General features: G+C 40.6%; 16 protein-coding genes and 1 pseudogene. 12 read left to right on the top strand and 5 right to left on the bottom strand.

What is annotated here, in order from left to right:
- Window positions 1-353: 353 nt before the first annotated feature.
- Window positions 354-1,832, bottom strand: a complete 1,479-nt coding sequence (locus tag NPUN_RS09345; RefSeq protein ID WP_041565292.1) for a cation:proton antiporter — start codon at window positions 1,830-1,832, stop codon at window positions 354-356.
- A gap of 427 nt (window positions 1,833-2,259) precedes the next feature.
- Here NPUN_RS09345 and NPUN_RS09340 point away from each other — a divergent pair, with 427 nt between their 5' ends.
- The gene (locus NPUN_RS09340) at window positions 2,260-3,000 is read left to right on the top strand and encodes an SIMPL domain-containing protein (protein WP_012408518.1); all 741 of its coding nucleotides are present in this window, start codon (window positions 2,260-2,262) and stop codon (window positions 2,998-3,000) included.
- A 111-nt stretch (window positions 3,001-3,111) separates the two neighbouring features.
- Here NPUN_RS09340 and NPUN_RS09335 read toward each other — a convergent pair whose 3' ends face one another.
- Window positions 3,112-3,471: a single-stranded DNA-binding protein gene (locus tag NPUN_RS09335; protein WP_012408517.1), complete on the bottom strand. Its 360-nt coding sequence runs from the start codon at window positions 3,469-3,471 to the stop codon at window positions 3,112-3,114.
- A 363-nt stretch (window positions 3,472-3,834) separates the two neighbouring features.
- On the opposite strand from NPUN_RS09335, the gene NPUN_RS09330 reads away from it, so the two are divergent.
- From NPUN_RS09330 to NPUN_RS38240, 4 genes and pseudogenes are all read left to right on the top strand, one after another.
- Window positions 3,835-4,842: a rod shape-determining protein gene (locus tag NPUN_RS09330; protein WP_041565291.1), complete on the top strand. Its 1,008-nt coding sequence runs from the start codon at window positions 3,835-3,837 to the stop codon at window positions 4,840-4,842.
- Between the two features lie 99 nt (window positions 4,843-4,941).
- Window positions 4,942-5,751, top strand: a complete 810-nt coding sequence (gene mreC, locus NPUN_RS09325; RefSeq protein WP_012408515.1) for a rod shape-determining protein MreC — start codon at window positions 4,942-4,944, stop codon at window positions 5,749-5,751.
- A 26-nt stretch (window positions 5,752-5,777) separates the two neighbouring features.
- Entirely contained in the window at window positions 5,778-6,395 is a 618-nt protein-coding gene (gene mreD, locus NPUN_RS09320; protein ID WP_012408514.1) for a rod shape-determining protein MreD, read from the top strand.
- 308 nt (window positions 6,396-6,703) lie between these two features.
- Window positions 6,704-8,218 (top strand): annotated as a pseudogene (locus tag NPUN_RS38240) (IS5 family transposase).
- Window positions 8,219-8,829: 611 nt separating this feature from the next.
- On the opposite strand, the gene NPUN_RS09305 reads toward NPUN_RS38240, so the two are convergent.
- A complete protein-coding gene (locus tag NPUN_RS09305) occupies window positions 8,830-9,027 on the bottom strand; it encodes a hypothetical protein (RefSeq protein WP_012408513.1) in 198 nt (65 codons plus the stop codon).
- Between the two features lie 948 nt (window positions 9,028-9,975).
- On the opposite strand from NPUN_RS09305, the gene sds reads away from it, so the two are divergent.
- Complete coding sequence (gene sds / locus NPUN_RS09300) at window positions 9,976-10,947, top strand: solanesyl diphosphate synthase (protein WP_012408512.1); 972 nt, start codon at window positions 9,976-9,978, stop codon at window positions 10,945-10,947.
- Between the two features lie 291 nt (window positions 10,948-11,238).
- Here the strand turns inward: sds and NPUN_RS09295 are convergent, their stop codons facing one another.
- Window positions 11,239-11,712 (bottom strand): hypothetical protein, encoded by a 474-nt coding sequence (locus tag NPUN_RS09295; protein ID WP_041565289.1) that lies wholly within the window; start codon window positions 11,710-11,712, stop codon window positions 11,239-11,241.
- 204 nt (window positions 11,713-11,916) lie between these two features.
- Between NPUN_RS09295 and hetZ the strand changes: the two genes are divergently transcribed.
- From hetZ to NPUN_RS09270, 5 genes are all read left to right on the top strand, one after another.
- On the top strand, window positions 11,917-13,122 hold the full coding sequence (gene hetZ, locus NPUN_RS09290) for a heterocyst differentiation protein HetZ (RefSeq protein ID WP_012408510.1): 1,206 nt from the start codon (window positions 11,917-11,919) through the stop codon (window positions 13,120-13,122).
- Window positions 13,115-14,092 (top strand): hypothetical protein, encoded by a 978-nt coding sequence (locus NPUN_RS09285; protein WP_012408509.1) that lies wholly within the window; start codon window positions 13,115-13,117, stop codon window positions 14,090-14,092. Before hetZ ends, NPUN_RS09285 begins: the two co-directional genes overlap by 8 nt.
- 697 nt (window positions 14,093-14,789) lie before the next feature.
- Window positions 14,790-17,087 (top strand): transglutaminase TgpA family protein, encoded by a 2,298-nt coding sequence (locus NPUN_RS09280; RefSeq protein WP_041565288.1) that lies wholly within the window; start codon window positions 14,790-14,792, stop codon window positions 17,085-17,087.
- A 294-nt stretch (window positions 17,088-17,381) separates the two neighbouring features.
- Window positions 17,382-19,001, top strand: coding sequence for a tetratricopeptide repeat protein (locus NPUN_RS09275; protein ID WP_012408507.1), 1,620 nt, complete (start codon window positions 17,382-17,384; stop codon window positions 18,999-19,001).
- A gap of 644 nt (window positions 19,002-19,645) precedes the next feature.
- Window positions 19,646-21,154 (top strand): UbiD family decarboxylase, encoded by a 1,509-nt coding sequence (locus tag NPUN_RS09270; RefSeq protein WP_012408506.1) that lies wholly within the window; start codon window positions 19,646-19,648, stop codon window positions 21,152-21,154.
- Between the two features lie 257 nt (window positions 21,155-21,411).
- On the opposite strand, the gene NPUN_RS09265 is transcribed toward NPUN_RS09270, so the two are convergent.
- Entirely contained in the window at window positions 21,412-22,356 is a 945-nt protein-coding gene (locus NPUN_RS09265) for a TauD/TfdA family dioxygenase (protein WP_234711063.1), read from the bottom strand.
- Window positions 22,357-22,667: 311 nt separating this feature from the next.
- On the opposite strand from NPUN_RS09265, the gene NPUN_RS09260 reads away from it, so the two are divergent.
- Window positions 22,668-23,207 (top strand): SH3 domain-containing protein, encoded by a 540-nt coding sequence (locus tag NPUN_RS09260; protein WP_012408504.1) that lies wholly within the window; start codon window positions 22,668-22,670, stop codon window positions 23,205-23,207.
- Window positions 23,208-23,252: the final 45 nt, after the last annotated feature.

Genomic DNA, 23,252 nt, shown 5'->3' with positions numbered 1-23,252 from the left:
CTGTTCACTGATAACTGTTTTTTGTTTTTTGCCATCAATGCACTAAGTAGATAATTCCCATTACTGTCAAACGATCTAGCAAAAATTATGGGTGTTACTCTCCAATTACCTGGAAAATATTCAGATAATGGCTCACAAGCCTAGGGATACTGGAAATAAATAACATTCCGAATGCTGTTAGAAATTATAAACAGACGATTATTCTACAATCAGATGGGACGGAAATTTGGAGAGAGAAGTTTCCACTTTATAATTGCAGAATCTTCAAAATATGGTGATTTTACTGAATTTAGAGTGCTGAGTTCCGAGGGAAAATCACTCAGAACTCAGTAATAATTTACCCAAAATTTTGATTAGCGATCGCCAGAATCTGGAGTGACTTCCAAATTGCCACTATCATTTGATACTGGCATCCTTGACTGAAGTGGTTCAATTACCAACGAGGTTCCAGAGGAACCATCTAAAACCAGTTGGTCTGAGCCTGCATCTACAGTTTTTGGATCTGGGAACACAAATCGTAACAAAGGGGGAGCTAAAAAGGTTGTCAAGATAACCATCATAATGATTGCCGCCCCTAGTGGTTTCGAGAGAGCGCCACTGACTGCGCCGACACCAGCAAACACTAATCCAACTTCCCCTCTGGGAATCATCCCCACACCGATCGCTAAACGGTTGATTTCCGGTTGACCAAACACGCTTAAGCCTGTGATTACTTTACCGAGAATGGCTACTGTAATCAGGAAAGTTGCCATAATTAAACCTTCTCGATTATCGGGAATTGCTGGGTTTAACACTCCCAAATCAGTTTTTGCCCCAACAGTCACAAAGAAAATTGGCACTAACATATCGGCAATAGGGCAGACTTGCATTTGCAATTCTTTGCGCTTCTCTGTCTCTTCTAGGACTAAACCAGCCGCAAAAGCTCCCAAAATCGCTTCTAAGTGGATGACGGCGGCAAAGTATGCCATAGCAAAGGCGAAGATGAATGCTGGTATTACCAGTCCACCCCGTGTTTTGAGTTGATCGGCGATCGCTACAAAGGATTTATTGAAAACATTCCCTAACAGGATTGCTCCCAAAATAAAACCAGTGGCGCTGATAATCAAATAAATAACTTTGCTGACATCTACCACGCCATCTTTAGCTAGGCTGGCAACTACCGCTAAAACGATAATTCCCAGTACGTCATCAATTACAGCAGCACCCAAAATAATCTGCCCTTCTTTAGAATTGAGTCGCCCCAACTCTGACAGCACCTTGGAAGTAATCCCAATACTAGTGGCAGTCAAAGCCGCCCCTGCAAAAATTGCGGGTACAGCAGCAATTCCAAATAAAGTCATCAGTCCCACAGTCCCAGCAGCAAAGGGTACTACTACCCCCACTACTGCTACAACGGTGGCTTGGATACCAACTGCCATTAAGTCTTTTAAGTTCGACTCCAAGCCGATTTCAAACAGCAGGATGATCACACCCAATTCTGCTAAAACAGAAATGACCTCAGACTGCGCTGCAAAGACGGCTGGAGCAGCTTCAGGAGTTAAACCAGCAGTGATTTGAAGGAAGGACACGATCAAAGAGTTAGAACTGTCTGTGCCGCCTTCTGGAAACACTAAAAGGTGGAAAACAGAGATGCCTACTACCACACCACCTACAAGTTCCCCTAAAACAGGCGGCAAACCCACTTTATTTGATAACTCTCCACCAACTTTGCTGGCGAGGTAAACGACTACTAAGCTTAGTAGCACGGCGGCTACTACCATTGAACTGTCTGCGGCTTCTGTTGCAGTAGCCAGCAGAGGAAAAGAGAAGTTAATTGGATCTAACAAATGCATGGGTTCTGTGAAAATCCTTCTCTTTGATTTTGACGTGTTTCTGAAAAACATCTATCTGTGGAGACGATATTGGCAGGTTCAAAAACTTAATTTGTGCCATTTGTCTACTTAACCAAGCGCTATCAGAAAACTTCGGAAGCCTTGACTACAAACAGTTTAGGAAGGCGCAGCAAGTCAAAGTCGGTGAATTAATTTTCCATCAGGACAAAATCTTTAAAAATGTTAGTGTAATTTTTTAGTTTCAAAAAATGTAACCATTTCAGCTTTTGACAATGGCAGTGTCAAAGTAAGAACATACAAATCGTATCTAGCGATCGCACTTAAGTTGTGAAAACTTGTGGTGACTGTTGACTTTTAACAGCCGCCAGAAGATTGCTAAATACGCTTATTAAAAACATCTGTGGATACTTTGAGGAGTGCAAATTTTATGACTAGAGCCGCTTTACCCGGTTCTCAGTTTCCATCTGGAAACTTGTGGAAAATACTGCCTTTAGCTCTGTTGGTATGTGCAACTTTTGTACTACCTGCATTGGCGCAAGAAAAGGAGAAAATGTGGCGAACCCTTAGTGTCAGTGGTCGTGGAGTTGAAACAATTCCTACAACCTTGGCGCAAGTTAGCTTAGGAGTGGAGATTCAGGGGAAAACAGCAGAGGAGGTACAGCAAGAAGCCGCCCGGAAATCATCGGCTGTAGTTGCGTTCCTCAAAAGCCAAAATGTCGAAAAATTACAAACTACTGGTATCCGACTGAATCCAGTTTACAGCTACACCAATAATGTGCAAAGGATTACAGGCTATGCTGCCAATAACACCGTAAGTTTTCGCATTCCCACAGAGAAAGCTGGGACATTATTAGATGATGCAGTGAAAGCAGGTGCAACGCAAATTAATGGTATTAGTTTTGTTGCGAATGATGAAGCGATCGCAGCTGCTCAAAAACAAGCATTAAAAGAAGCCACCCAAGATGCCCGACAGCAAGCTGATGCTGTTTTCAGTGCTTTGGGTTTCAAATCCAAAGAAATAGTCAGCATTCAAGTTAATAATGCTAGTGCGCCTCCACCACCCATGTTTTTACGGGCTGAAGCTGCCAAGGTAGCTGATTCTTCCACTCCTGTTGTTGGTGGTGAACAGGAAGTAGAAGCATCGGTGACGTTACAAATTAGTTATTAGTAATTTGTCATTAGTCCTCTCTTACAAAGTTCTGATCGCCGGAAGCCGGCGCTCAGACTTTGCGCTTTGTCATTTGTGAGGGCAAAGGGCTAATAATCAATTCCCAATTAATTAAAAATGTTCTGAAGACATATCTCCACCGCCCTCTCCATCGCGCTTAGAGCCTAATAATTCCAGTTGGTCTACTCTAATAATTGGTGTAGAACGGTTTGCTCCTGTTTGGCGATCGCTCCATGTGTCAAACTTTAAGGAACCTTTAATGCCAATTAAGCTGCCTTTACGCACATAATTACCTGCTACTTCAGCCGTTTTATCCCATAATTCCAGAGTGAACCAGTCAGGTTCGTCGCTGTTGCGCGATCGCCTTTTTACCGCTAGTGTCAATCTACACTTAACACTACCAGACTCAAAATATTTTATATCTGGGTCGCCGCCTACACGGCCAACAAGGGTGACAATATTGATACTCATAGGTTTTACCTTTCAGTACAGGTGTACTTGTTAATTCCGACTTTCATCATAGCGAATTGTGAAACACTTGAAAATAATGTGTTAAACAGTTAACAATATAGTGGACTTGAAAAATTATACATAACTACTTGGAGAAACACATAAAAGTATACGGATATACTAAGCGAACCAGAGAATATCAAAAAACAAGGGCCTGAGACATAGTAAATATTCCTGGGAATCATATAAAAATATAGTTTAGTTTGCTGAACTCAGGATACAAACATAATCGAATCCACTCTTACCGTTGTAGTCAAGAAGTATCGCACATAGGGGGCTTAGAGAAGCGTGGGTATTTTTAGGAACTTTCGCACATCGTGGGATATGGGTATCGACCTCGGTACTGCTAACACCCTGGTTTATGTATCTGGTAAAGGTATTGTACTGCAAGAGCCTTCTGTAGTTGCTATCGATGTCAACGAAAAGGTAGCACTAGCAGTAGGAGAAGAAGCCAAAAAAATGCTCGGCCGCACACCTGGAAATGTGATTGCCCTCCGCCCCTTGCGTGATGGTGTAATCGCTGATTTCGATATAGCCGAGCTGATGCTGAAAAGCTTTATTCAGCGTGTAAATGAAGGCAAATCTCTAATTTTACCCCGAATTGTCATTGGTATTCCCAGTGGTGTCACAGGAGTAGAAAGGCGAGCTGTGATGGATGCAGCTCACCAAGCAGGAGCAAGAAAAGTTTATTTAATCGATGAACCTGTAGCTGCGGCTATTGGTGCAGGACTACCTGTTGCCGAAGCAACTGGCAACATGATCATCGATATTGGTGGTGGGACAACAGAAGTTGCAGTGCTGAGTCTTCAAGGTACGGTAATCAGCGAATCAGTACGCATTGCTGGAGATGAACTGACTGATTCAATCATTCAGTACATTAAGAAAGTTCATAACTTAGTCATTGGTGAACGTACTGCCGAGGACATCAAGATTCGGATGGGTTCTGCCTATCCTACTCATGATGATAATGATGCCATGATGGAAATCCGAGGCTTACACCTGCTTTCTGGTCTACCACGAACTGTAACCATCAAAGGCCCAGAAATCCGTGAAAGTATGTTGGAACCGCTATCAGTAATTATAGAAGCTGTGAAGCGGACACTGGAACGTACACCTCCAGAACTAGCAGCAGACATTATTGACAGAGGGATTATGTTAGCTGGTGGTGGTGCTTTGCTCAAAGGCATAGATACCTTAATTAGTCATGAAACGGGGATTGTGACTCACATCGCCGCCGACCCTCTCTGTTGTGTTGTGCTGGGAACAGGTCGGGTGTTAGAAAACTTCAAACAGCTAGAACGGGTTGTTACCGAAAGCTCTCGCAATATGTAGCAAAAAAATATAATACTTGAGTTCTATTTGAGTTCTATTTGGGTTCTATATAAATAGAATCCAAATAGAACTTAATTGTATAAGTAGATAAAGGTATATATGGTTACAATACGGCGCTGGTGGGATCGTAAAGGCTTACAAATTGGGTTGTTAGCTCTAGTAGTTGGTAGTGCTTGGGTATTGCGACAGACTCAAGGTGAATTGGTGCTTGAGACATACCAGGCACTTACCCGTCCATTAGAGATGTTGCAGTCAGGGCCAACTCCAGAAGAACGGATCAGAGATGCCCGGATATTAGAATTGCAAACCCGTATAGTAGATTTGGAAAGTCAAAAGACAAAGCTACAAGATTTATTAGGCTATGTGGAAAAAGAACCACTGGCATCACGGCCAATTCCAGCCAGGGTAGTAGGACGTAGTGCTGACCAGTGGTGGCAACAAGTTACTCTCAATCGCGGCGCGAATGCAGGGATTCAGGAAGGCTTTGTAGTCAAGGCTGATGGCGGATTAGTAGGTTTGGTGGAGAGTGTAACTCCCAATACTAGCCGCGTGTTGTTAATCAGTGACCTCAAGAGTCAAGTTGGTGTATCAATTAGCCGCACAGCAGCTAAAGGCGTTTTGCGAGGAGATTCTTCTGCCGAAGCTGTGCTGGAGTTTTATGAAAAAGTCCCAAATGTCAAGATAGGAGATTTAGTTTCCACATCTACCTATAGTCAGAAATTTCCATCTGGGTTGGCAGTAGGACGGATTAAGTCGCTGGATTTAAAGAAACTTCCAGCATCAGTAGCGAAAATTGAGCTTTTTCCGCCAATCCGCTCTCTTGATTGGGTAGCAGTTTATCCAAAGCCAGAAAACCAAGAGCCGGAAAATGAAAAGTCGGTAAATCAACTGCCGCAAAAGTCTAAGTAAATTCTCCCTTGAAAATCCATAGAAAAATGAAGATTCCTGCATTTGGTATTAGCAGGCAGAAAAAGCCAAAATCGTCAGAGCGAAAATCGAAATTCCGAATCCAGCCGCTTTCTCGTTGGCATCCCGGTGTACGGCAGTTATTTAGTTGGTTAGTGACGGCTAGTTCTGTACTGTTATGTTTACTATTATTGCCAACCCGCCTGCCAGGTATGGAATTATTGGGAATTGGACCTAACTGGCTATTAATTTGGGTGGTAGCTTGGAGTGTGAAGCGCACAGTATTTGCTGGAGCCTTGGCAGGTATAGTTCTGGGGCTACTTCAAGATTCCATGACAGCACCTAACCCTACTCACGCCATCAGTTTAGGAATCGTGGGAATTTTAACTGGTCTACTCCAGAAACAGCGTTTTATTGAAGAAGACTTTATTTCAATTGCTGTAATTGTCTTTGTGATGGCAGTTTTGGCAGAAACTATCTTTGGGTTGCAATTAACTTTAATAGGAAATGAGCGCAAAGTAACAGATATTTGGACATATTACCAGCGTGTCGCCCTCGCCTCTGCCATTCTTAGTAGTCTGTGGGCACCCGTAGTTTATTATCCCCTTAATCGTTGGTGGCAACGAATGAAATTGTTGGAGCAATAGTCAAGGGAGTTAGGATAGGATTTATGCAAAACCAGACGCGGTAGAGGCAATTCATGATATTACTTCTACCGCGTCTGGTTTTGGCTATTATTTGCGTAAGCCCTGCAAACTTTTAATTATTTACGCCGATTTACTTAGGGCTTGCTGAAAAAAAAGAAAAGGTTGCAGTCTCTAGATTCTCAGACCAAAGAAGTATATTCAGGTGCAAGACAAGAAGGTAAAATAGCCCAAAATCCTTGCATCACAGTGGTTCGTCGCAGCATAGTGTATCATTATTAACTATGTACTGAAAAGAAGAATCAACTCCAATTCCAGCAGAAAGTTTTGAGCTTCCATTTGAGGGAAAGTTATCATCAGATAATCGTTGGATAATTATGGCCGATTTAATACCCTGGACAGAATTTGAGTCGGAATATTCTGCCGGATTCTCCGCAGAGATAGGGGCACCAGCAAAGTCATTTCGGATGGCGTTAGGTGCATTAATAATTAAAGAGAAACTAAGTATAAGCGACAGGGAAACAGTAGAGCAAATCAAGGAGAATCCTTATTTACAGTACTTTATAGGGATGTCATCTTATAGTAACAAAACTCCATTTGACGCATCCATGTTAGTACATTTTCGAGAAAGAATCAGTGCAGAACTAGTCAATAATGTGAATCAAGAAATGGTTAAGAAGATGCTAGAGTTAGCATCTTCTATTGACACCGAAAAAAAACAGAAGACGCTCGCGAACTCGCTAACGCTGCGCTATCGACAGAAAAAGCAGCAGAACAAGGTAATACGCTAAGAAATCGAGGGAAATTAATATTAGATGCGACTTGTGTGCCTAGTGATATCAGCTATCCAACAGATTTAAACCTATTAAATCAAGCGAGAAAACAGACAGAAAGAATAATTGACTTGCTTTATGAACAGATAAAGGGAATATTAGAGAAAAAACCAAGGACTTACCGAGAAATAGCTAGGAAAGACTACTTAGAAGTAGCTAAAAAACGTCGTGTATCTCAAAAAGAGAGGAGAAAAGCGATTAAAAAACAACTCCAATATATTAAAAGAAACTTATCCTATATTGACCAGCTAATTGTAGCAGGAGCATCTCTAAAAAGTTTAACTAATAGACAATATAAGATGTTGCTGGTAGTCGCAGAAGTATATCGTCAACAACTATGGCTGTATGAAAATAAAAAGCAGAGCATTGATGACCGTATTGTAAGTTTAAGCCAACCACATATCCGTCCAATTGTCCGAGGAAAAGCGGGTAAAGCCGTGGAATTTGGCGCTAAACTATCTGCTAGTTACTTTGATGGATATGCATTTTTAGACCATATTAGATGGGATAACTTTAATGAATCAGGAGACTTAAAAACACAAATAGAATCCTTTAAAAACTACACTGGATATTATCCAGAATCTGTTCATGTTGATAAAATTTATCGCAAAGCGAGAAAACCGATCTTGGTGCAAAGAAAGAGGTATTAGAATCAGTGGAGTTCCTTTAGGAAGACCGCCAAAAAATGTGAGTAAAGAAAAAAAGAAGCAAGCTTTACAAGATGAGAGGATTCGTAATTGTATTGAAGGCAAATTTGGACAAGCTAAAAGAAGATTTAGCTTGAGTAGAGTAATGGCGAAACTTCCTCATACAACTCTAACTGTGATTGCTATTACTTTTTTAGTCATGAATCTTTCTACTCACCTGTCACGGTTTTTTTGTGCCTTTTTATGTCTATTTTGGAAAAATAGACATTTTTTAGCGATTGACATAACCAAGCATTATGATTTTGCTAGCTATAGGCAACAAAAACTTATCTTTGACCTTGCTTAAATAACTAGTCAACCCAAAAGAATTGCTTTTTTATGACTTTTTCAGCAAGCCCTACTTAGATTATCATTGCCAGGAAAGAAAATTCTCCTCCGTAACCTAAATCTTGATGAGATTTGGTCAACCTCTGGCAATATTTATTCAAGCTACATTAAATCAAACAACACCGTATCATGGTAGTTAGTAGCATTTATGTTTGATACTTTCTTTTTTGCCTTAAAAGAATATCAGGTTAGTCATCTCCTGATTTCCTGACGGCAGAACGTGGAAGCTTTCACTGAATAACCTAGTTGGAGAACGCTAATGTCGAAGGAAAGAAAAAGTAATAAAGAAGTTAAAAAACCTAAAAAAGATCCCAAGGACAAAAAAGATAAAAACGACCCAAACAAATAGAACGATTTAGACCAAGGGCATTTCTAATGTTTTTTATATTTTTTGGCAGAAAAATCACAGGTTTCGAGCTAGACGAGGTTTCTACCAATTCTTTGTGAAACTTTACAGATCAAGCTAGTGAGGCAAGGGGCAAAATCCCCTTGTTCGCAAGTAACCTCAGATGTAATCAGTATTACGAGTTAAAAGTTTTGGATTAATAACTCCTAACTCCTCACTACCAACTACTGACTATTAACAGCTTCAGCTACTTTTGCCCTTACCGATATCTCCTGCTTGTGTTTACCTTCGGCAGATGAAGGAAAATTTTTAGGAACAGTCTTTGTACCCGTTCGCTTTGCCAGTGCCAATAACAGGTAGACTGTGAACAAATATCCAGACGCTAAAATAAAAATCATCATAGGTATACTTCCGTAAATCATTGTTCTACTAGCACTGTTTCAAACGAATATAAAATTCCATAAAATTTAGTAGAACCTCAGCCAACCAAGTAATGTACTTGGTTGCTGTAGCTTCCTATGGTAAAATTACCTATAGAGATAAAATTCTCTACGGACAAAGAATTTATTGTCTAATGAGACTTCTTGCAGACCATAGATCCACAGCAGTTAGATTACCGTTTAGCAATCTAAAACCACGATTCTCAGCGATCTACTTGATCTGCGTTATTTTTACTCACACTGCTGTGAAAAGAGCAATGCTAGCGCTCAACGTGCGCTGAAGACGTGTAGCGGCTTCCCATAGGGATATAGCATAGCTCCAAACCAGGAGTTTTGCATATCGTAGAAAAAATTAAAGGTATTATTCCCTTAATCTAGGCTACGATTAATTATTTTAGACTCAGATACCGAGCCAGTAAAATCACTTACTAAGTGAACTACTTTGGGGTGTGAATATCTGAAAAATTTAAAATTCCTATATTTTAGCGTAACACAACGACCCTGAATTTGAAGCCCATTCAACTGCTAAATTTCAAATTTTTTGAATAGCTACACTTCAGTTCTGCAGAAATTTAGTTTTATTCATTGACAACTAAATCCAAATTATATCCCATTTGTCAATAAGTAATATTGCTTGAATTTTGCTTTGATCTGTGGCGGTAAACGTGTACTGATAAACTAGTTAACACAATTAAAGCTGGTATTTGTTCCCTTGTACTGAGGAGTCATGTTTTAAGTTAATTGAAAACTCAAACTTCTCCAAAGTTAAGCATAATTGCTTATTGACAAATACGTTATCAATCTTATTTATCACCGATAGACTGATAAAAATGGGATTGTCTTATGAAAACTTTGCGCTGGCACAGGGTTATCTTAAAATGAGTGTAGGATATGTAAACTTTCGTAACCTAAGTCAGAGTCCGCCCATCCATGACCCCAGCCACCTCCCTGTTTACCCCTGTGGAAGCAGACCTGCGACTACTAGCAGATAACCTAAAACAGCTAGTTGGAAATCGCCACCCCATTTTGTTTGCAGCAGCCGAACATTTATTCGGAGCTGGGGGAAAGCGTATCAGACCAGCAATTGTCCTGCTAATATCGCGGGCAACAATGTTAGAGCAAGATATTACACCGCGTCATCGCCGCCTAGCTGAGATTACAGAAATGATTCACACAGCAAGTTTGGTACATGACGATGTGGTAGATGAATCAGACGTGCGGCGAGGCGTTCCTACCGTTCATAGTTTGTTCGGTAATCGCATTGCCATATTAGCAGGAGATTTTCTTTTTGCCCAATCGTCCTGGTATTTAGCAAACTTGGACAATTTGGAGGTGGTGAAACTCCTCTCAGAAGTCATTATGGATCTGGCTACTGGAGAGATCCAGCAGGGACTAAATCGTTTTGATGCTGGTATCTCTATTGAAACTTACCTTCAGAAGAGTTATTACAAAACAGCTTCGTTAATCGCCAACAGTTCTAAAGCTGCTGGGTTACTTAGTGAAGTCTCGCGGGAAACTGTTGAGCATCTTTATAGCTACGGTCGTCATTTTGGTATAGCATTTCAAATCGTTGACGACATTCTAGATTTCACCAGTACAACAGATACCTTGGGTAAACCAGTGGGGTCCGATCTCAAAAGCGGTAATCTAACTGCACCTGTTTTATTTGCATTAGCAGAAAAACCATCCTTAGAAGTGCTAATTGACCGGGAGTTTGCTCAAGAAGGGGATTTAGAGCAAGCACTAGCACTAATTCAAGATAGTCAAGGCATACACAAGGCGCGGGAGTTAGCTGCTCACCATGCTAAGTTAGCAATTGAACATCTTGCAGTTCTCCCACCCTCAGAATCTCACCAGGCATTGATTAACATAGCTGAGTACACACTGAGTCGCCTCTATTAACTCAGTTATCAGTTATTAGGTACAAAATAGGGCTTTAGATGCCAAGTTAAACCTATCAAATGTTCTTAGGTGGGGAAATTTGGCTCAGTTATGAGCTAAATTTTGAAAAATGTTCACTGATAACTGTTTGTTCAGCAATTTTAGATTAAGCCGATCGCCTGGTTCTTTAAAGAACTAAAAGGTTAGTAATTGGCATTAATTTCTTTTCATCAAAAATTTTTTCAAACAAATTTGAAATTTAAAATTTGGGATGTGGGATTGTATCTAAAAAATCCCACATCCCAAATTTTTCTATGCAATATCAGGGGGTATCGGTTTAGGCGATCGCTGCTGCCGCAGCCTTTGTTGCATGAGTTTCTCTAGATCCGTTCGCCGAATTTCAACGGGATGAGTGGTCTTACCCGGCGTTTCCAAAAAAAGGATACTATCTACGGGTTCCAATGCCACCAATTGGAACAAAATATGGGTGACAGGAACAATTTTAGCTAGCATTTGAGGGTCAAGCCCAGCAGGGGAAATTAGAGAGACATCCTGTATGGTAGGGAAAGCGTAAATAACGCGCTTTTCCAATCCTGGATTAGCACGATTGCTCAAAGTAGTTAAAACCCAGCTTGCCTCCGAATTTTGGAGAATATAGTACTGGGAATGACGTAATTTTTGAGCGATCGCTCTAAGGGCAGGAGCAATTGCTGCAATCAGATTTGGTGTTATACCATCGCGGGGTGCATTGTCAATCAGCAATTGAATTTGTGCTTCTAAATCCATAATGACTTGTATACGGCTCCTGGGTAATGGCAATAACATCTATCAAAGTGTGAACAATCCCATCCAAGTTGGGAATAATAAAATCAGCCATATCCTGAATGTAGGATTGGTCTGCGTTTAGCTTATACGTAAAACCAAAAAAGCCAACACCCACAGTCGTACAGGTTGTATTTAAATACTTAGGGTCTTTTGAAAACTGAGACTATGAATTCAGCCGCAACCGCAACTATTCCATCTGCAAATATTCTGGGAGAAAATTCTAAAGGCGTGGAGGTGATCTTTCAACTCCTATCCAAGGAGTTTCAACAATCGACCAAAGCTTCGGAACAGAATTGCCATGATGTAGCAACACGTATTACCACCGAAGTATATCGGATTTGCCATGAGAGCAAACGTATTCAAGCTTCTGGAACTGTAGAAAGCTCGGCGATGACCCTGGCTCGGCATCGGCTACAACAGTGTCTCAGGTACTATCAGTTGGGTTCAAATCGGGGCAGGGTAGAATTACACAGTACTCTGAGTGCAATTATTTATCGATATATTAATCCGCCTCAGAAGCAATTGAGTTATCAAGGGCGACTGACTATAATCGAAGATTTTTTACAAAGTTTTTATCTGGAAGCATTAAACGCTTTCCGGCGAGAAAATCAACTTGGTGCTACTTATCGCCCTCAGACGCTTCTAGAATTGTCTGAGTACATGGCATTTACCGAGCGCTACGGCAAACGACGCATTCCCTTACCAGGCCGTCAGCAGCAGCTAATTATCCTGCGGGCGCAAACTTTTTCTCAACAGCAGCCCCCAGAAACCAGCGTAGATATAGAACAAGCCGCAGAAGGTAGCAATAACGAAGGCGATGGTTCTTGGGAAGAACCAGCAGTGCATCAATTGCGCTCCACAATGGCAACGCAAGCCGAACCCGAACCTGAAGAAGATACCTTGCGTTCGGTTGTGGTTACAGAATTAATGAATTATCTCGAACAACGGCAACAATCTGACTGTGCTGATTACTTTTCCCTCCGCCTCCAGGATCTCTCAGCACAAGAAATAGAGTCGATTTTAGGTTTAACCCCTCGTCAGAGAGATTACTTACAGCAGCGCTTCAAGTATCATTTAATTCGGTTTGCTTTATTACACCGTTGGGAATTAGTTCACGAGTGGCTGGAAGCTTCTTTGCACACCAATTTGGGCTTAACTCCCCAGCAATGGCAAGTATACACAGCACAGCTGGACAATAAGCAACGGTCTTTATTAGAGTTGAAACAACAAGGACAAGCCGATGAAAAAATCGCCAAAACTTTAGGGCTGTCAATGGCACAACTTCAAAAACGGTGGTTTAAGATTCTTGAGCAAGCTTGGGAAATTCGTAACTCATTAGTGTCCGGATCAGGTGCATCTACTCATGAATAGTGACTCAGAATCCTCACAATACCAGTATCTCGGTTGGTTATTGACAGATGATGTCAAAAATAACGAGCAATCGGTAGAATCTGAGGAAAATGACGGGGTAAAAAAACTCCTCAATGAAGCCACTGCTTCAAAAAGCAGTGAGCCAAAATTGGGAGGAACGCCCCAGACCCTTCAATTGGGAGAAATTCCTACTGTGCAAGATCGTTTTCAAGCCGTCATTAAACATCGGTTACAAATCCAAGCCCAAGACCACCCACCTTTGTTTCCCTGGGAAACACAATTAATCGACTATCCCGATTTTGTTGATGAGCCATCAATAGCGCTCGTTCCTACCTGGGGATGGATGGTACAACAATCGAAGCTGAAACTGCCGTGCCCCTTGCCGGAGAGAGTTTTCCAGCAATTACTGGAACAGTGTCAAGCATTGGTGACATCTTCAGTCCCTCTGGGGGCAAAATTAGTTCAAGTGGTGGAGAACTTTTTTCCCAACGAGTCTCAAGCACTAAACGATATAGCTGGATTGGTGCTAAGAAGCACCTATCGCTCTGTCAATACTCTGGAGACATTGCCCAATATTCAGGGCGATTACTCAGATTTACAGACGCGTCAACAGATGGCTTTGTCGTTGCTGGCAGCTAAACAACTGCTGGAAAATTTGACTCTACCACTTTCAGCAACCAGTCCAGTGGTAGAAAGAGAATGGCTAACCACTGTCGGTAATTTGAACATCAGAGTAGAGTATCAGTCTGTAGGTAAACTTACGAAGTTGCTTGTTCAGGCTGAGTTACCTGTTAAAGGAACTTTGATACTTCGTGGAAGTGGTACCTTAGCAATGGCAACATCTTCGACTTCGGGATACTTAAGTGTAGAGTTAGGTTGTGAGCAACTTAACCCAACTTATACTCTGGAAGTTGAGTTTCCAGAAATAGACCAACAGCCGCTTTTGTTTGTCATTAATCCCACTGTGTAATCTTAATTGCCATGGGTAGTACGTAATGCCGCATATCTTAAGGTAACTATTCCCTCGCTGTTACCTTGGGGATTTTTCAGTCTCTAGATACTACTAGCAACAGGGTGCTTACTTATACGTAAGTGTGGTTAGAGTTAATCAGTGGGTGTAGACTCACCCTCCATCCCATAAATTGATTGTTCGTGGATACTCGTCAGTCCACTCGGTTACTAGCAAAGCCTGGGGAACGAGCTAGTTTGTCGTGCTGATTTCGCCTCTATTTTACCAAGCAACCAATTTTTCACAACGAATTTATTCGATTGTGCTGTTTTTTTATACAAAATTATGTTCACTCTTGGCGCAATGAAACCCGACGACAGGAGAAGGGAAGCAAAGGTTGAAAACTCTGTTTTCAACCTTTTTATTTTGTAAAAATAGGCGCTAAACCTTGATATAGGAATCTGCTTTGATTTTTGTATTCCTCACGGGAGCGTAGCCATATTTACTTGCGTGGGAAGGCAATAGGCAATAGGAAAGAAGGCTTTTTGAGTTGTACGGTGTTTTTTCAAAAATCAAATATCAGTCCGATAGATGAATGAAGACAGGATAATAAAGCTTCTTTTAACGGGAATACTTTAAAGTAGGGCGAATAGTTTCGTCCTCAACATTGTTTCCGTGGCATCTATAACTTAGACTCGAAATGCTCAACTTATCCAGGATGAATCGGTTTTGGCGTGTCCCTGTGGGTAATTTCTGGCGGCAAAATTTGCAGCGATCGCCTTTGACAGAAGTGGAAGATTCAATTTCCTTGCGGCTGCTGGTGCTAGCATTGGTTATTTTGGGAATTGGGGCGACGGATATCGCCGCCGAGACTTCATTCAGTTTTTGGGCGTTACCCCTGAGTGTATTGGGTGCGATTTGGAGTTACTATCGTCGCCGCGATGCCAATGTTGCAGTTAAATTTTGCATCGCTATCGGAATGTTAATGGCACTCGGTAGTTTCTTTGGGCGGTTAGTGGGAGAGTTAAATGATACGCGGTTGGGTTTGGCAGAGTTATTAATTCAACTCCAGGTTTTGCACAGCTTTGATACACCCCGCCGGAAAAATTTGGGCTATTCGATTGTTATAGGACTGATTTTATTGGGTGTGGCGGCAACGTTAAGTCAGACTTTAGCATTTGCACCTGTGTTGTTGTTATTTTTAGCGATCGCTCTGCCAACTTTAGTGCTAGATTATCGCTCACGCTTGGGTTTGCAGCCATTAAAAACTCAAAAGGAAAAATTCAACCAGAAGAATTCTCTTAATTTTAAATTTTTAACTCTGACTTTTTTACTAATTGTCAGCCTGGGACTGGCCATTTTTGCTGTTTTACCACGATTTCCTGGCTATCAGTTACGGAATTTTCCTGTAAGTTCTGCTATCCAGTTAAAAGGTAATTTTACAGGCCGTAGTATCATCAATCCTGGTTATGTCCGTCAAGGTAGTGGTAATAATCAAGGCAGTGGTACGGGACAAGACCAAAATGGTCAACCAGGTAAGGTAGATAATAACTTTTATTACGGTTTTAATAGCCAAATTAACCAAAATCTGCGCGGTGAGATGAAACCTAAAGTTGTGATGCGGGTGCGATCGCAAGCTGAGGGTTTTTGGCGAGTACTAGGATTTGACCGTTATACAGGTAAGGGATGGGAAGTTTCCCGTAATGAAGATGTTACAACTCTCAAGCGATCGCCTTGGTCTTACCAAATTTACTTGAATCCACCTCTGACTACTGCTAAAACCCAAGAGATAGTACAAACTTATACAGTGGTGGCGGACTTGCCTAACCTAATTCCGGCGATGGCTTATCCTAAAGAGATTTACTTTCCGACACCAATGGTTGCGGTTGATACAGAAAATGGATTGCGATCGCCTGTGGAATTATCAGAAGGACTCACTTACACCGTCATTTCTGAAGTACCATACCGCGATCGCACTTTATTAGGTCAAGCTTCTACTAATTATCCTCAACAGATTAAGAAGCATTATCTGCAAATTCCTCCCGAAATTGCCGAAAAAGTCCGACAACGCACCGAAGAAATTCTCACTAACTACAGTCAAGAAAGAGTCACAAAGTCTTCTAAAAGGTTGGATTCACCTTATGAAAAAGCTCTCTACTTAGCTCAATATTTAAAACAACGCTACTCTGTTCCGCAAAATCCTTTAGATTTGCCTTATTTGGAAGAAAAAGATGACTTAGTAGAAGCTTTTTTATTCAAATATAACGGTGGTTATCCTGACCACTTCTCAACAGTTCTCACGGTAATGCTACGTTCCATTGGTATCCCAGCGCGGTTAGTGGCAGGGTTTAGTCCAGGAGAATTTAATCCATTTACAGGGCTATATGTTGTCCGCAATACTGACGCTTATGTAATGACGGAAGTATTTTTTCCGAAATATGGCTGGTTTGCTTTTGACCCTATTCCCAATCATCCTCTCATACCTCCATCAGTAGAAGATACTCAAACTTTTAGTGTATTGCGCCAGTTATGGCACTGGGTTGCTGGATGGCTACCATCTCCAGTGACAGGTTTGTTGAATAATGTATTTGAGACAATATTTAGGTGGGTGATTAGAGCGATCGCTTGGTTTTTAGCTTTATTTTCTCAAGGTTGGTTTGGTATATTAACTGGCTTAATCTTGGCAACTACAGCGGCATTCTTCGGTTGGCTGGCTTGGGGTCAGTGGCGAGAGTGGCGCAACCGCCGATGGTTAAAGAAATTGCCAGCAATGGAAAGCCTTTATCAACAAATGCTGCAATGGACAACCCAAAAAGGTTTAGGTAAACACCCAGCACAAACACCTTTAGAGTATGCCAAAGGATCGTACCAGCATCATGCCCCAGCAACTGCTGAGGTAATAGATGAAATTAGCCAAGCCTATGTTGGCTGGCGTTATGGTGGCCATACGCCTAACTTGAAGCGACTGCGACAAAGATGGCAAGGTATCAAAAAAGCTGGTAAGGCTGATAAGTAACCACAGTTGCGGGTTATCAACTGACATGTGTTTGCTAACCCTCAATTCATGCGATGTTTTGTGTAAGCCCCATAGAAGAAACTCTAAACTTTTTGCTTTGGGGTTAGCTAATTAATATTTCATGTATTATTCCCAGCGATCGCACTCTTACACCCCCCATAGCAGTCAAAACTTTGGCATAATCAGAGATGGCCGTACCTCGACTGATATAAATTCTGCCAAGCTAATTAAAAGGTTTACGGCGACTGGATATTTTAATAGAATAATCTCATCAAAAGATTCGCAGAAATATAAATGGACTGGATTACACTACTGCGATCGCTACAGTCTGATTTTATTAAAAGGTTAACATCTGGTTGTCTGCTTCATTGTGAAACCGAAGGTCAATATAGTGAATTAACTATAATCTCTGGAGAGAGATTAAAGGCACTGCGAGAATTTTGCTGGTTGATGGCTGAGAAATATAAGCGTGTTTCGCCAGTCCGTGACGTGTTTATTAGCTATCTTAAAGGGAAGTTGGGTGAGGAAGTTGTCAAGGAACGTTTAGCAGATTTTATTACCGAAGTCGATTATGAAAAGCGATTCGGCGGCGATGGCAATATAGATTTTACCTTGACTTCTGACCCATCTATTGGTATCGAGGTTAAATCTCGTCACGGTAATATTGATAGAGTTAGATGGTCAATCAGTTCTGAAGAAGTTGAAAAAAATGCAGTCGTAGTTTGCATTTTGATTCAAGAAGATGTAAGTGAAGCACAATCTCAGTATCACCTTTTTTTGGCTGGGTTTCTCCCAACCCGGATGATAAAGTTAAAGACTGGTAAAATTTCTTTTGGGATAGACCAGTTGTTGTATGGCGGAGGTTTATGGTGCTATCTAGAACAGTTACAATCTTCTATAAATAATTCTTCTAGACAACAACCATCAATTTACAAGTATTTTCCGAAGCAAGAAATTTTATCTAAGCCAACCAATAATCAGTTACTAAAATCTTTTTTTCAACCTGAATATAATAATGAAGATTCAAATACACTTTATGCAAAATTGGGGGATGAATATTTTGAAAAAGGAGAATATACAAATGCGATCGTTAACTATGGTAAAGCGTTAAAAGTTACATCTAGCGATATTAATTTATATTATAAACGAGGTTTAACTCACTATCAAATAGGTGATTATGAAGCTGCGATCGCAGATTATTCTCAGGCAATCCAGATGAATATTCAGGATGCTAAGTCTTACAATAAACGAGGTTTAGCTCTGTCTCAACTAGGTCGATTAGAAGAAGCAATTAATGATTACACTCAGGCTATTAGAATTAATCCTAATGTTGCCGTAGCTTATAAAAACCGGGCTGAAGCTCGTTCTCATATAGGAGATAATCAAGGAGCAATTGAGGATTATACCCAGGCAATTAAAATTAATCCCCATTATGCTGATGCTTATAAAAACCGTGGGATTGCTCGTTATTTATTAAGTTCTCAGCCAGGATTTCCTCAAGCAATCAAGATTAATCCAAAAGATGCCATAGCTTATAAAAAGCGTGGTAATGCTCGTTCTGATTTAGGAGATTTTGAAGGAGCAATTGAAGATTATACACAGGCAATACAGATTAATCCTAATTATGCCGATGCCTATTATAACCGTGATAATGCTCATTCTGACTTAGGAGATTTTGAGAGAGCGATTGAAGATTATACTCAAGCAATACAAATTAATTATAATTATGCCGATGCTTATTACAATCGTGGCAATATTCGTTTAGAAATAGCCGATAAACAGGGAGCGATTGAAGATTTTCATAAAGCAGCAGACATCTATCGTAAAGAAGGTAAGCTAGAAGCACTCAAAGATACACAAGAAAGAATATTAGATTTGGAAATAGAAGAATCATTAGATATTTTAAAATTCTAGAAAATTTTTGAATTTGGATAAATAGCAATTTTCAACTATGTTTTAGATACCCATACTTTCAGAGGATGTTTTAAAAGTCCCCTTGTCAGGATCAAAAATTTATGCTTTTGGCGATGCTTGGGTTGGACTACACTAACGCAAACTCACAAAAATTCAGAAAAATCCAAAAATAAGACACAGTACAAGCTTGTAATAAATAAACCTAGCAGGGGTCATATAACAAAACCGCCTGCCAGGAAGGTATAGTATGTTCTGGCCATGTTTGATTAGGTTAGCGCTTATTTATAAAAAATAAATGCGTATCCCTAGATACAATAACTAAATACTTTGGAAAAGACAGTTAAGAAAACTGACTAAATAGGTTAATTTCCAATTAAAACCAACAATTTTTCAAATGGGTAGATGACGGAGTGAGGGACAAGGAAACAAGGAAAAATTATTGAACGCATTCTTCCTTGTCCTTTCCCAATGCCAATACAACTCTTGGAGAGGCTGCGCCCTAAGCGTACTATGCCGCAGGCTTACGGCTTCGCGGTAGTTGAGCGCAGTCGAAACTCAGTACAAGTGCCTCGTGCCCAATCCCTAATACCCCATAATATAAGAAAGCGCTTCACACTTCTTAAATAATCAGCTTTATTAGAACAATGGCGAGAGACTTGCGGGGATTCATTAAAATTCTGGAAGAAAAGGGACAATTACGGCGTATTTCAGCTTTAGTTGACCCGGAATTAGAAATTGCTGAAATTTCCAACCGGATGCTGCAAAAAGGTGGCCCAGGGTTGTTGTTTGAAAACGTCAAAGGCGCTTCCTTCCCTGTGGCGGTGAATTTGATGGGAACTGTGGAAAGGATTTGCTGGGCGATGAATATGCAGCATCCAGAGGAGTTGGAAACCCTGGGGAAAAAATTAAGTATGCTGCAACAGCCAAAACCACCGAAGAAGATTTCCCAGGCGATAGATTTTGGGAAAGTATTGTTTGATGTGGTGAAGGCGAAACCAGGACGAGATTTTTTCCCCGCTTGTCAGCAAGTTGTGCTTCAAGGTAATGATTTAGATTTAAATAAGTTACCTTTGATACGTCCTTATGTTGGTGATGCTGGCAAGATTATCACGCTGGGACTGGTAATTACCAAAGATTGTGAGACGGGTACACCAAATGTAGGTGTGTATCGCTTGCAACTACAATCTAAAAATACGATGACGGTTCACTGGTTATCGGTGCGGGGTGGGGCGAGGCATTTGCGAAAAGCAGCCGAACGTGGGAAAAAATTAGAAGTAGCGATCGCACTTGGTGTAGATCCTCTAATTATTATGGCAGCTGCCACACCCATCCCTGTAGATTTATCAGAATGGCTATTTGCTGGACTATACGGCGGTTCTGGTGTGCAGTTGGCGAAGTGTAAAACTGTAGATTTGGAAGTTCCCGCCGATTCAGAATTTGTCTTGGAAGGAACGATTACACCAGGAGAAGTGTTACCAGATGGACCTTTTGGCGACCACATGGGTTATTACGGCGGCGTTGAGGATTCGCCTTTGATTCGCTTTGAGTGTATGACGCACCGGAAAAATCCGATTTACTTAACAACATTTAGCGGTCGTCCACCTAAAGAAGAAGCGATGATGGCGATCGCACTAAATCGCATTTATACGCCCATACTGCGCCAACAAGTATCTGAAATTGTCGATTTCTTCCTCCCAATGGAAGCTTTAAGTTATAAAGCAGCGATTATTTCCATAGATAAAGCATATCCCGGACAAGCACGACGGGCGGCTTTAGCGTTTTGGAGTGCTTTACCACAATTTACTTACACCAAATTTGTAATTGTTGTGGATAAAGACATAAATATTCGCGATCCGCGTCAAGTGGTGTGGGCGATTAGTTCCAAAGTTGACCCAGTGCGAGATGTGTTTATTTTGCCAAATACACCTTTTGATACCTTGGATTTTGCCAGTGAAAAAATTGGCTTAGGTGGACGGATGGGAATTGATGCGACTACAAAGATTCCGCCGGAAACAGACCATGAATGGGGTTCGCCTTTGGAATCTGATCCAGATGTGGCGGCAATGGTAGAGAGACGATGGGCGGAATATGGTTTGGCAGAGTTGCAGTTAGGAGAAGTAGACCCGAATTTGTTTGGCTATGATATGAAGTAACCTGTTATAGATCAATACAGTTTAGATAGAGCAAGAAAACCCTAATGTAGAGACGCGGTTCATCGCGTCTTGAAATACCAATTATCTACACTAATAACCTATAAATCATGCAGTCAGAGGAGAACAATGCTGTACCTTGATATCTGCTGTAATAAAATTAGGACTTACGTAAAATGTCTCTCAAACTCTTATTTCTCCGTGCCCTCTGCGCCTCTGTGGTTCCTTATTCCGTAACTCTTGCGTAAGTCCTAAAAATATCAAAATGAAAAAGCTGGAGAACATAGCCTGATATAAATATCTCTTTGATCGTCAGCAAAAGACCTTCTCCCATGAAGTATCCTTGTATTGTCAATCATTAAAATATCTCCTTTACGCCACGAGATTTCCGTGGTAATTTTTTCAGCAATCTCATTCAGTTCAGAGACAACCTCTTCAGGAATATCTGAATCATCTTCAAACTTAAGAATATTTGGACTTAACTGCTTTGTGGGCAATAGACTATTAATAAACACTTGATAATTTCCGCATCTGCTAGGAATAATTGCTGGAGAAATGTATTCAAGCATAATTGATCGATCGTCGAATATTTTTAGGTGTGTATTATTATTACGACATATCTCTTTTAGTTGATTTACATCATCTGTTTTATATTTTTTCTGCCAGTCTTCTTTAGACATCCGAACAGTAAACTTTAAATTCTTTTGTCTGAATAACTCTTTAGTTGAACTACTAATTTCATGAAAAAATTGTCTGCCATCACACACAGTAGTTTCACCATCTTCTAATGGCGGATTAGCACAGAAAAACCACAACATAAGTGGGATATTTTTCTGATAATACATTTCTCCATGCAATTTAATCTCAGATTTAAAGTCATTGACGCTTAAAACAGTTTGATCCCCATTAATTACCCTTCTACTGAATGCACCACCAGCATAATTTATAAAATCGATACTCAAGAGATTGGTAAATTCTTTAAAGATATCAACATCAACATCAAACCCTCTAAAAAGTAAGATTCCATTAGCCTTAAATAAGCTAATGATTTCTTCTTTGTCTAATACTAAAATACTCACATTATCGGAATTATTGATTTCTTTAACTATGCTATTTGATATGAAATGTATCTTTTTAGCCATATAAATTAATGAATCTTTTTCAAAATTGGAACTTACTGTTGGCGTTAACAACACCATTGACATCTTAATACTCAATGATGTTTTTGTGTTGCAGTTGTCAGCGTAGGCGTAGCCCTTCTCCTGTCGGAGACGCTGCGCGTAGCTTGCTTCCACGTTCGCGTAGCGTCCCGTAGGGAAGTGGTACGGCTGCGCTCAGGAACCACCCGTCGTAGACATCGCAGGACTAAATTTTGTAAAACTAAAAGTGTTATTATAGTACTGAAATTCTTTTTAGATAAGTATTTTATAAACTTATCTTTAATTTGCTTGGGTAGATTATGAGATAGAAATCAAACTCAAATTTTAGGTACTGAAGCAAAAAAATTGAGCAAATTATGGCAAAAAAAGTGAAAAAGGCACCATCAAAGTTAATAACAGGATTGGTATTTAGTTGTATTAGCGTGATGCTAAATACAGGTATAGGTTATCAAATAGCTTTAGCGAAATCGACTAATTCCCAAAAGTGCGATATTATTGCCTACGTGACCGATACAGATCCACAAGGTTTAAATGTGCGGAGTGGTGCAAGTACATATAACACAATATTAGGGCAAATACCCATCAACGAAACAGTTCAAGTTATTGGTGCTACTGGAGATTGGGTACAGATTAATAATGCTAGTAATGGTTTTCAAGGAACTGGATGGGTATTTGTGCCAAAGTTAGGTTTAACAACGCAGGGCTACGGTACTAATGGGGTAGATTTATATGCTAGTAATAGTCAAGAAAGCCAAAAAGTGAGAATAATTCCTGCGAATACTGCTGTCAAATTGTTAGGCTGTCAGGGAGATTGGGCGCAGGTTGAATATCAAGGTGTTAAAGGTTGGTTGACAAAGGAAGATCAATGTGGTGCTGCGCTTACGAGTTGTTCTTAGAACCTCACTCCTACTTTTCTTGCTGTCAGATGCGATCGCTTCCAC

This window comes from Nostoc punctiforme PCC 73102, from assembly GCF_000020025.1.
In the GTDB taxonomy this organism is placed as follows: Bacteria; Cyanobacteriota; Cyanobacteriia; order Cyanobacteriales; family Nostocaceae; genus Nostoc; species Nostoc punctiforme.
The sequence above is the reverse complement of the archived record's forward strand: the minus strand, read 5'-3'. Positions and strand labels throughout refer to the sequence as shown.

What these genes read in the sequence shown, in the direction of transcription:
- NPUN_RS09345 (WP_041565292.1), bottom strand. Translation starts at nt 1,832, where the DNA reads ATGCATTTGTTAGATCCAATTAACTTCTCTTTTCCTCTGCTGGCTACT.
- NPUN_RS09340 (WP_012408518.1), top strand. Translation starts at nt 2,260, where the DNA reads ATGACTAGAGCCGCTTTACCCGGTTCTCAGTTTCCATCTGGAAACTTG.
- NPUN_RS09335 (WP_012408517.1), bottom strand. Translation starts at nt 3,471, where the DNA reads ATGAGTATCAATATTGTCACCCTTGTTGGCCGTGTAGGCGGCGACCCA.
- NPUN_RS09330 (WP_041565291.1), top strand. Translation starts at nt 3,835, where the DNA reads ATGGGTATCGACCTCGGTACTGCTAACACCCTGGTTTATGTATCTGGT.
- mreC (WP_012408515.1), top strand. Translation starts at nt 4,942, where the DNA reads ATGGTTACAATACGGCGCTGGTGGGATCGTAAAGGCTTACAAATTGGG.
- mreD (WP_012408514.1), top strand. Translation starts at nt 5,778, where the DNA reads ATGAAGATTCCTGCATTTGGTATTAGCAGGCAGAAAAAGCCAAAATCG.
- NPUN_RS09305 (WP_012408513.1), bottom strand. Translation starts at nt 9,027, where the DNA reads ATGATTTACGGAAGTATACCTATGATGATTTTTATTTTAGCGTCTGGA.
- sds (WP_012408512.1), top strand. Translation starts at nt 9,976, where the DNA reads ATGACCCCAGCCACCTCCCTGTTTACCCCTGTGGAAGCAGACCTGCGA.
- NPUN_RS09295 (WP_041565289.1), bottom strand. Translation starts at nt 11,712, where the DNA reads ATGGATTTAGAAGCACAAATTCAATTGCTGATTGACAATGCACCCCGC.
- hetZ (WP_012408510.1), top strand. Translation starts at nt 11,917, where the DNA reads ATGAATTCAGCCGCAACCGCAACTATTCCATCTGCAAATATTCTGGGA.
- NPUN_RS09285 (WP_012408509.1), top strand. Translation starts at nt 13,115, where the DNA reads ATGAATAGTGACTCAGAATCCTCACAATACCAGTATCTCGGTTGGTTA.
- NPUN_RS09280 (WP_041565288.1), top strand. Translation starts at nt 14,790, where the DNA reads ATGAATCGGTTTTGGCGTGTCCCTGTGGGTAATTTCTGGCGGCAAAAT.
- NPUN_RS09275 (WP_012408507.1), top strand. Translation starts at nt 17,382, where the DNA reads ATGGACTGGATTACACTACTGCGATCGCTACAGTCTGATTTTATTAAA.
- NPUN_RS09270 (WP_012408506.1), top strand. Translation starts at nt 19,646, where the DNA reads ATGGCGAGAGACTTGCGGGGATTCATTAAAATTCTGGAAGAAAAGGGA.
- NPUN_RS09265 (WP_234711063.1), bottom strand. Translation starts at nt 22,356, where the DNA reads ATGTCAATGGTGTTGTTAACGCCAACAGTAAGTTCCAATTTTGAAAAA.
- NPUN_RS09260 (WP_012408504.1), top strand. Translation starts at nt 22,668, where the DNA reads ATGGCAAAAAAAGTGAAAAAGGCACCATCAAAGTTAATAACAGGATTG.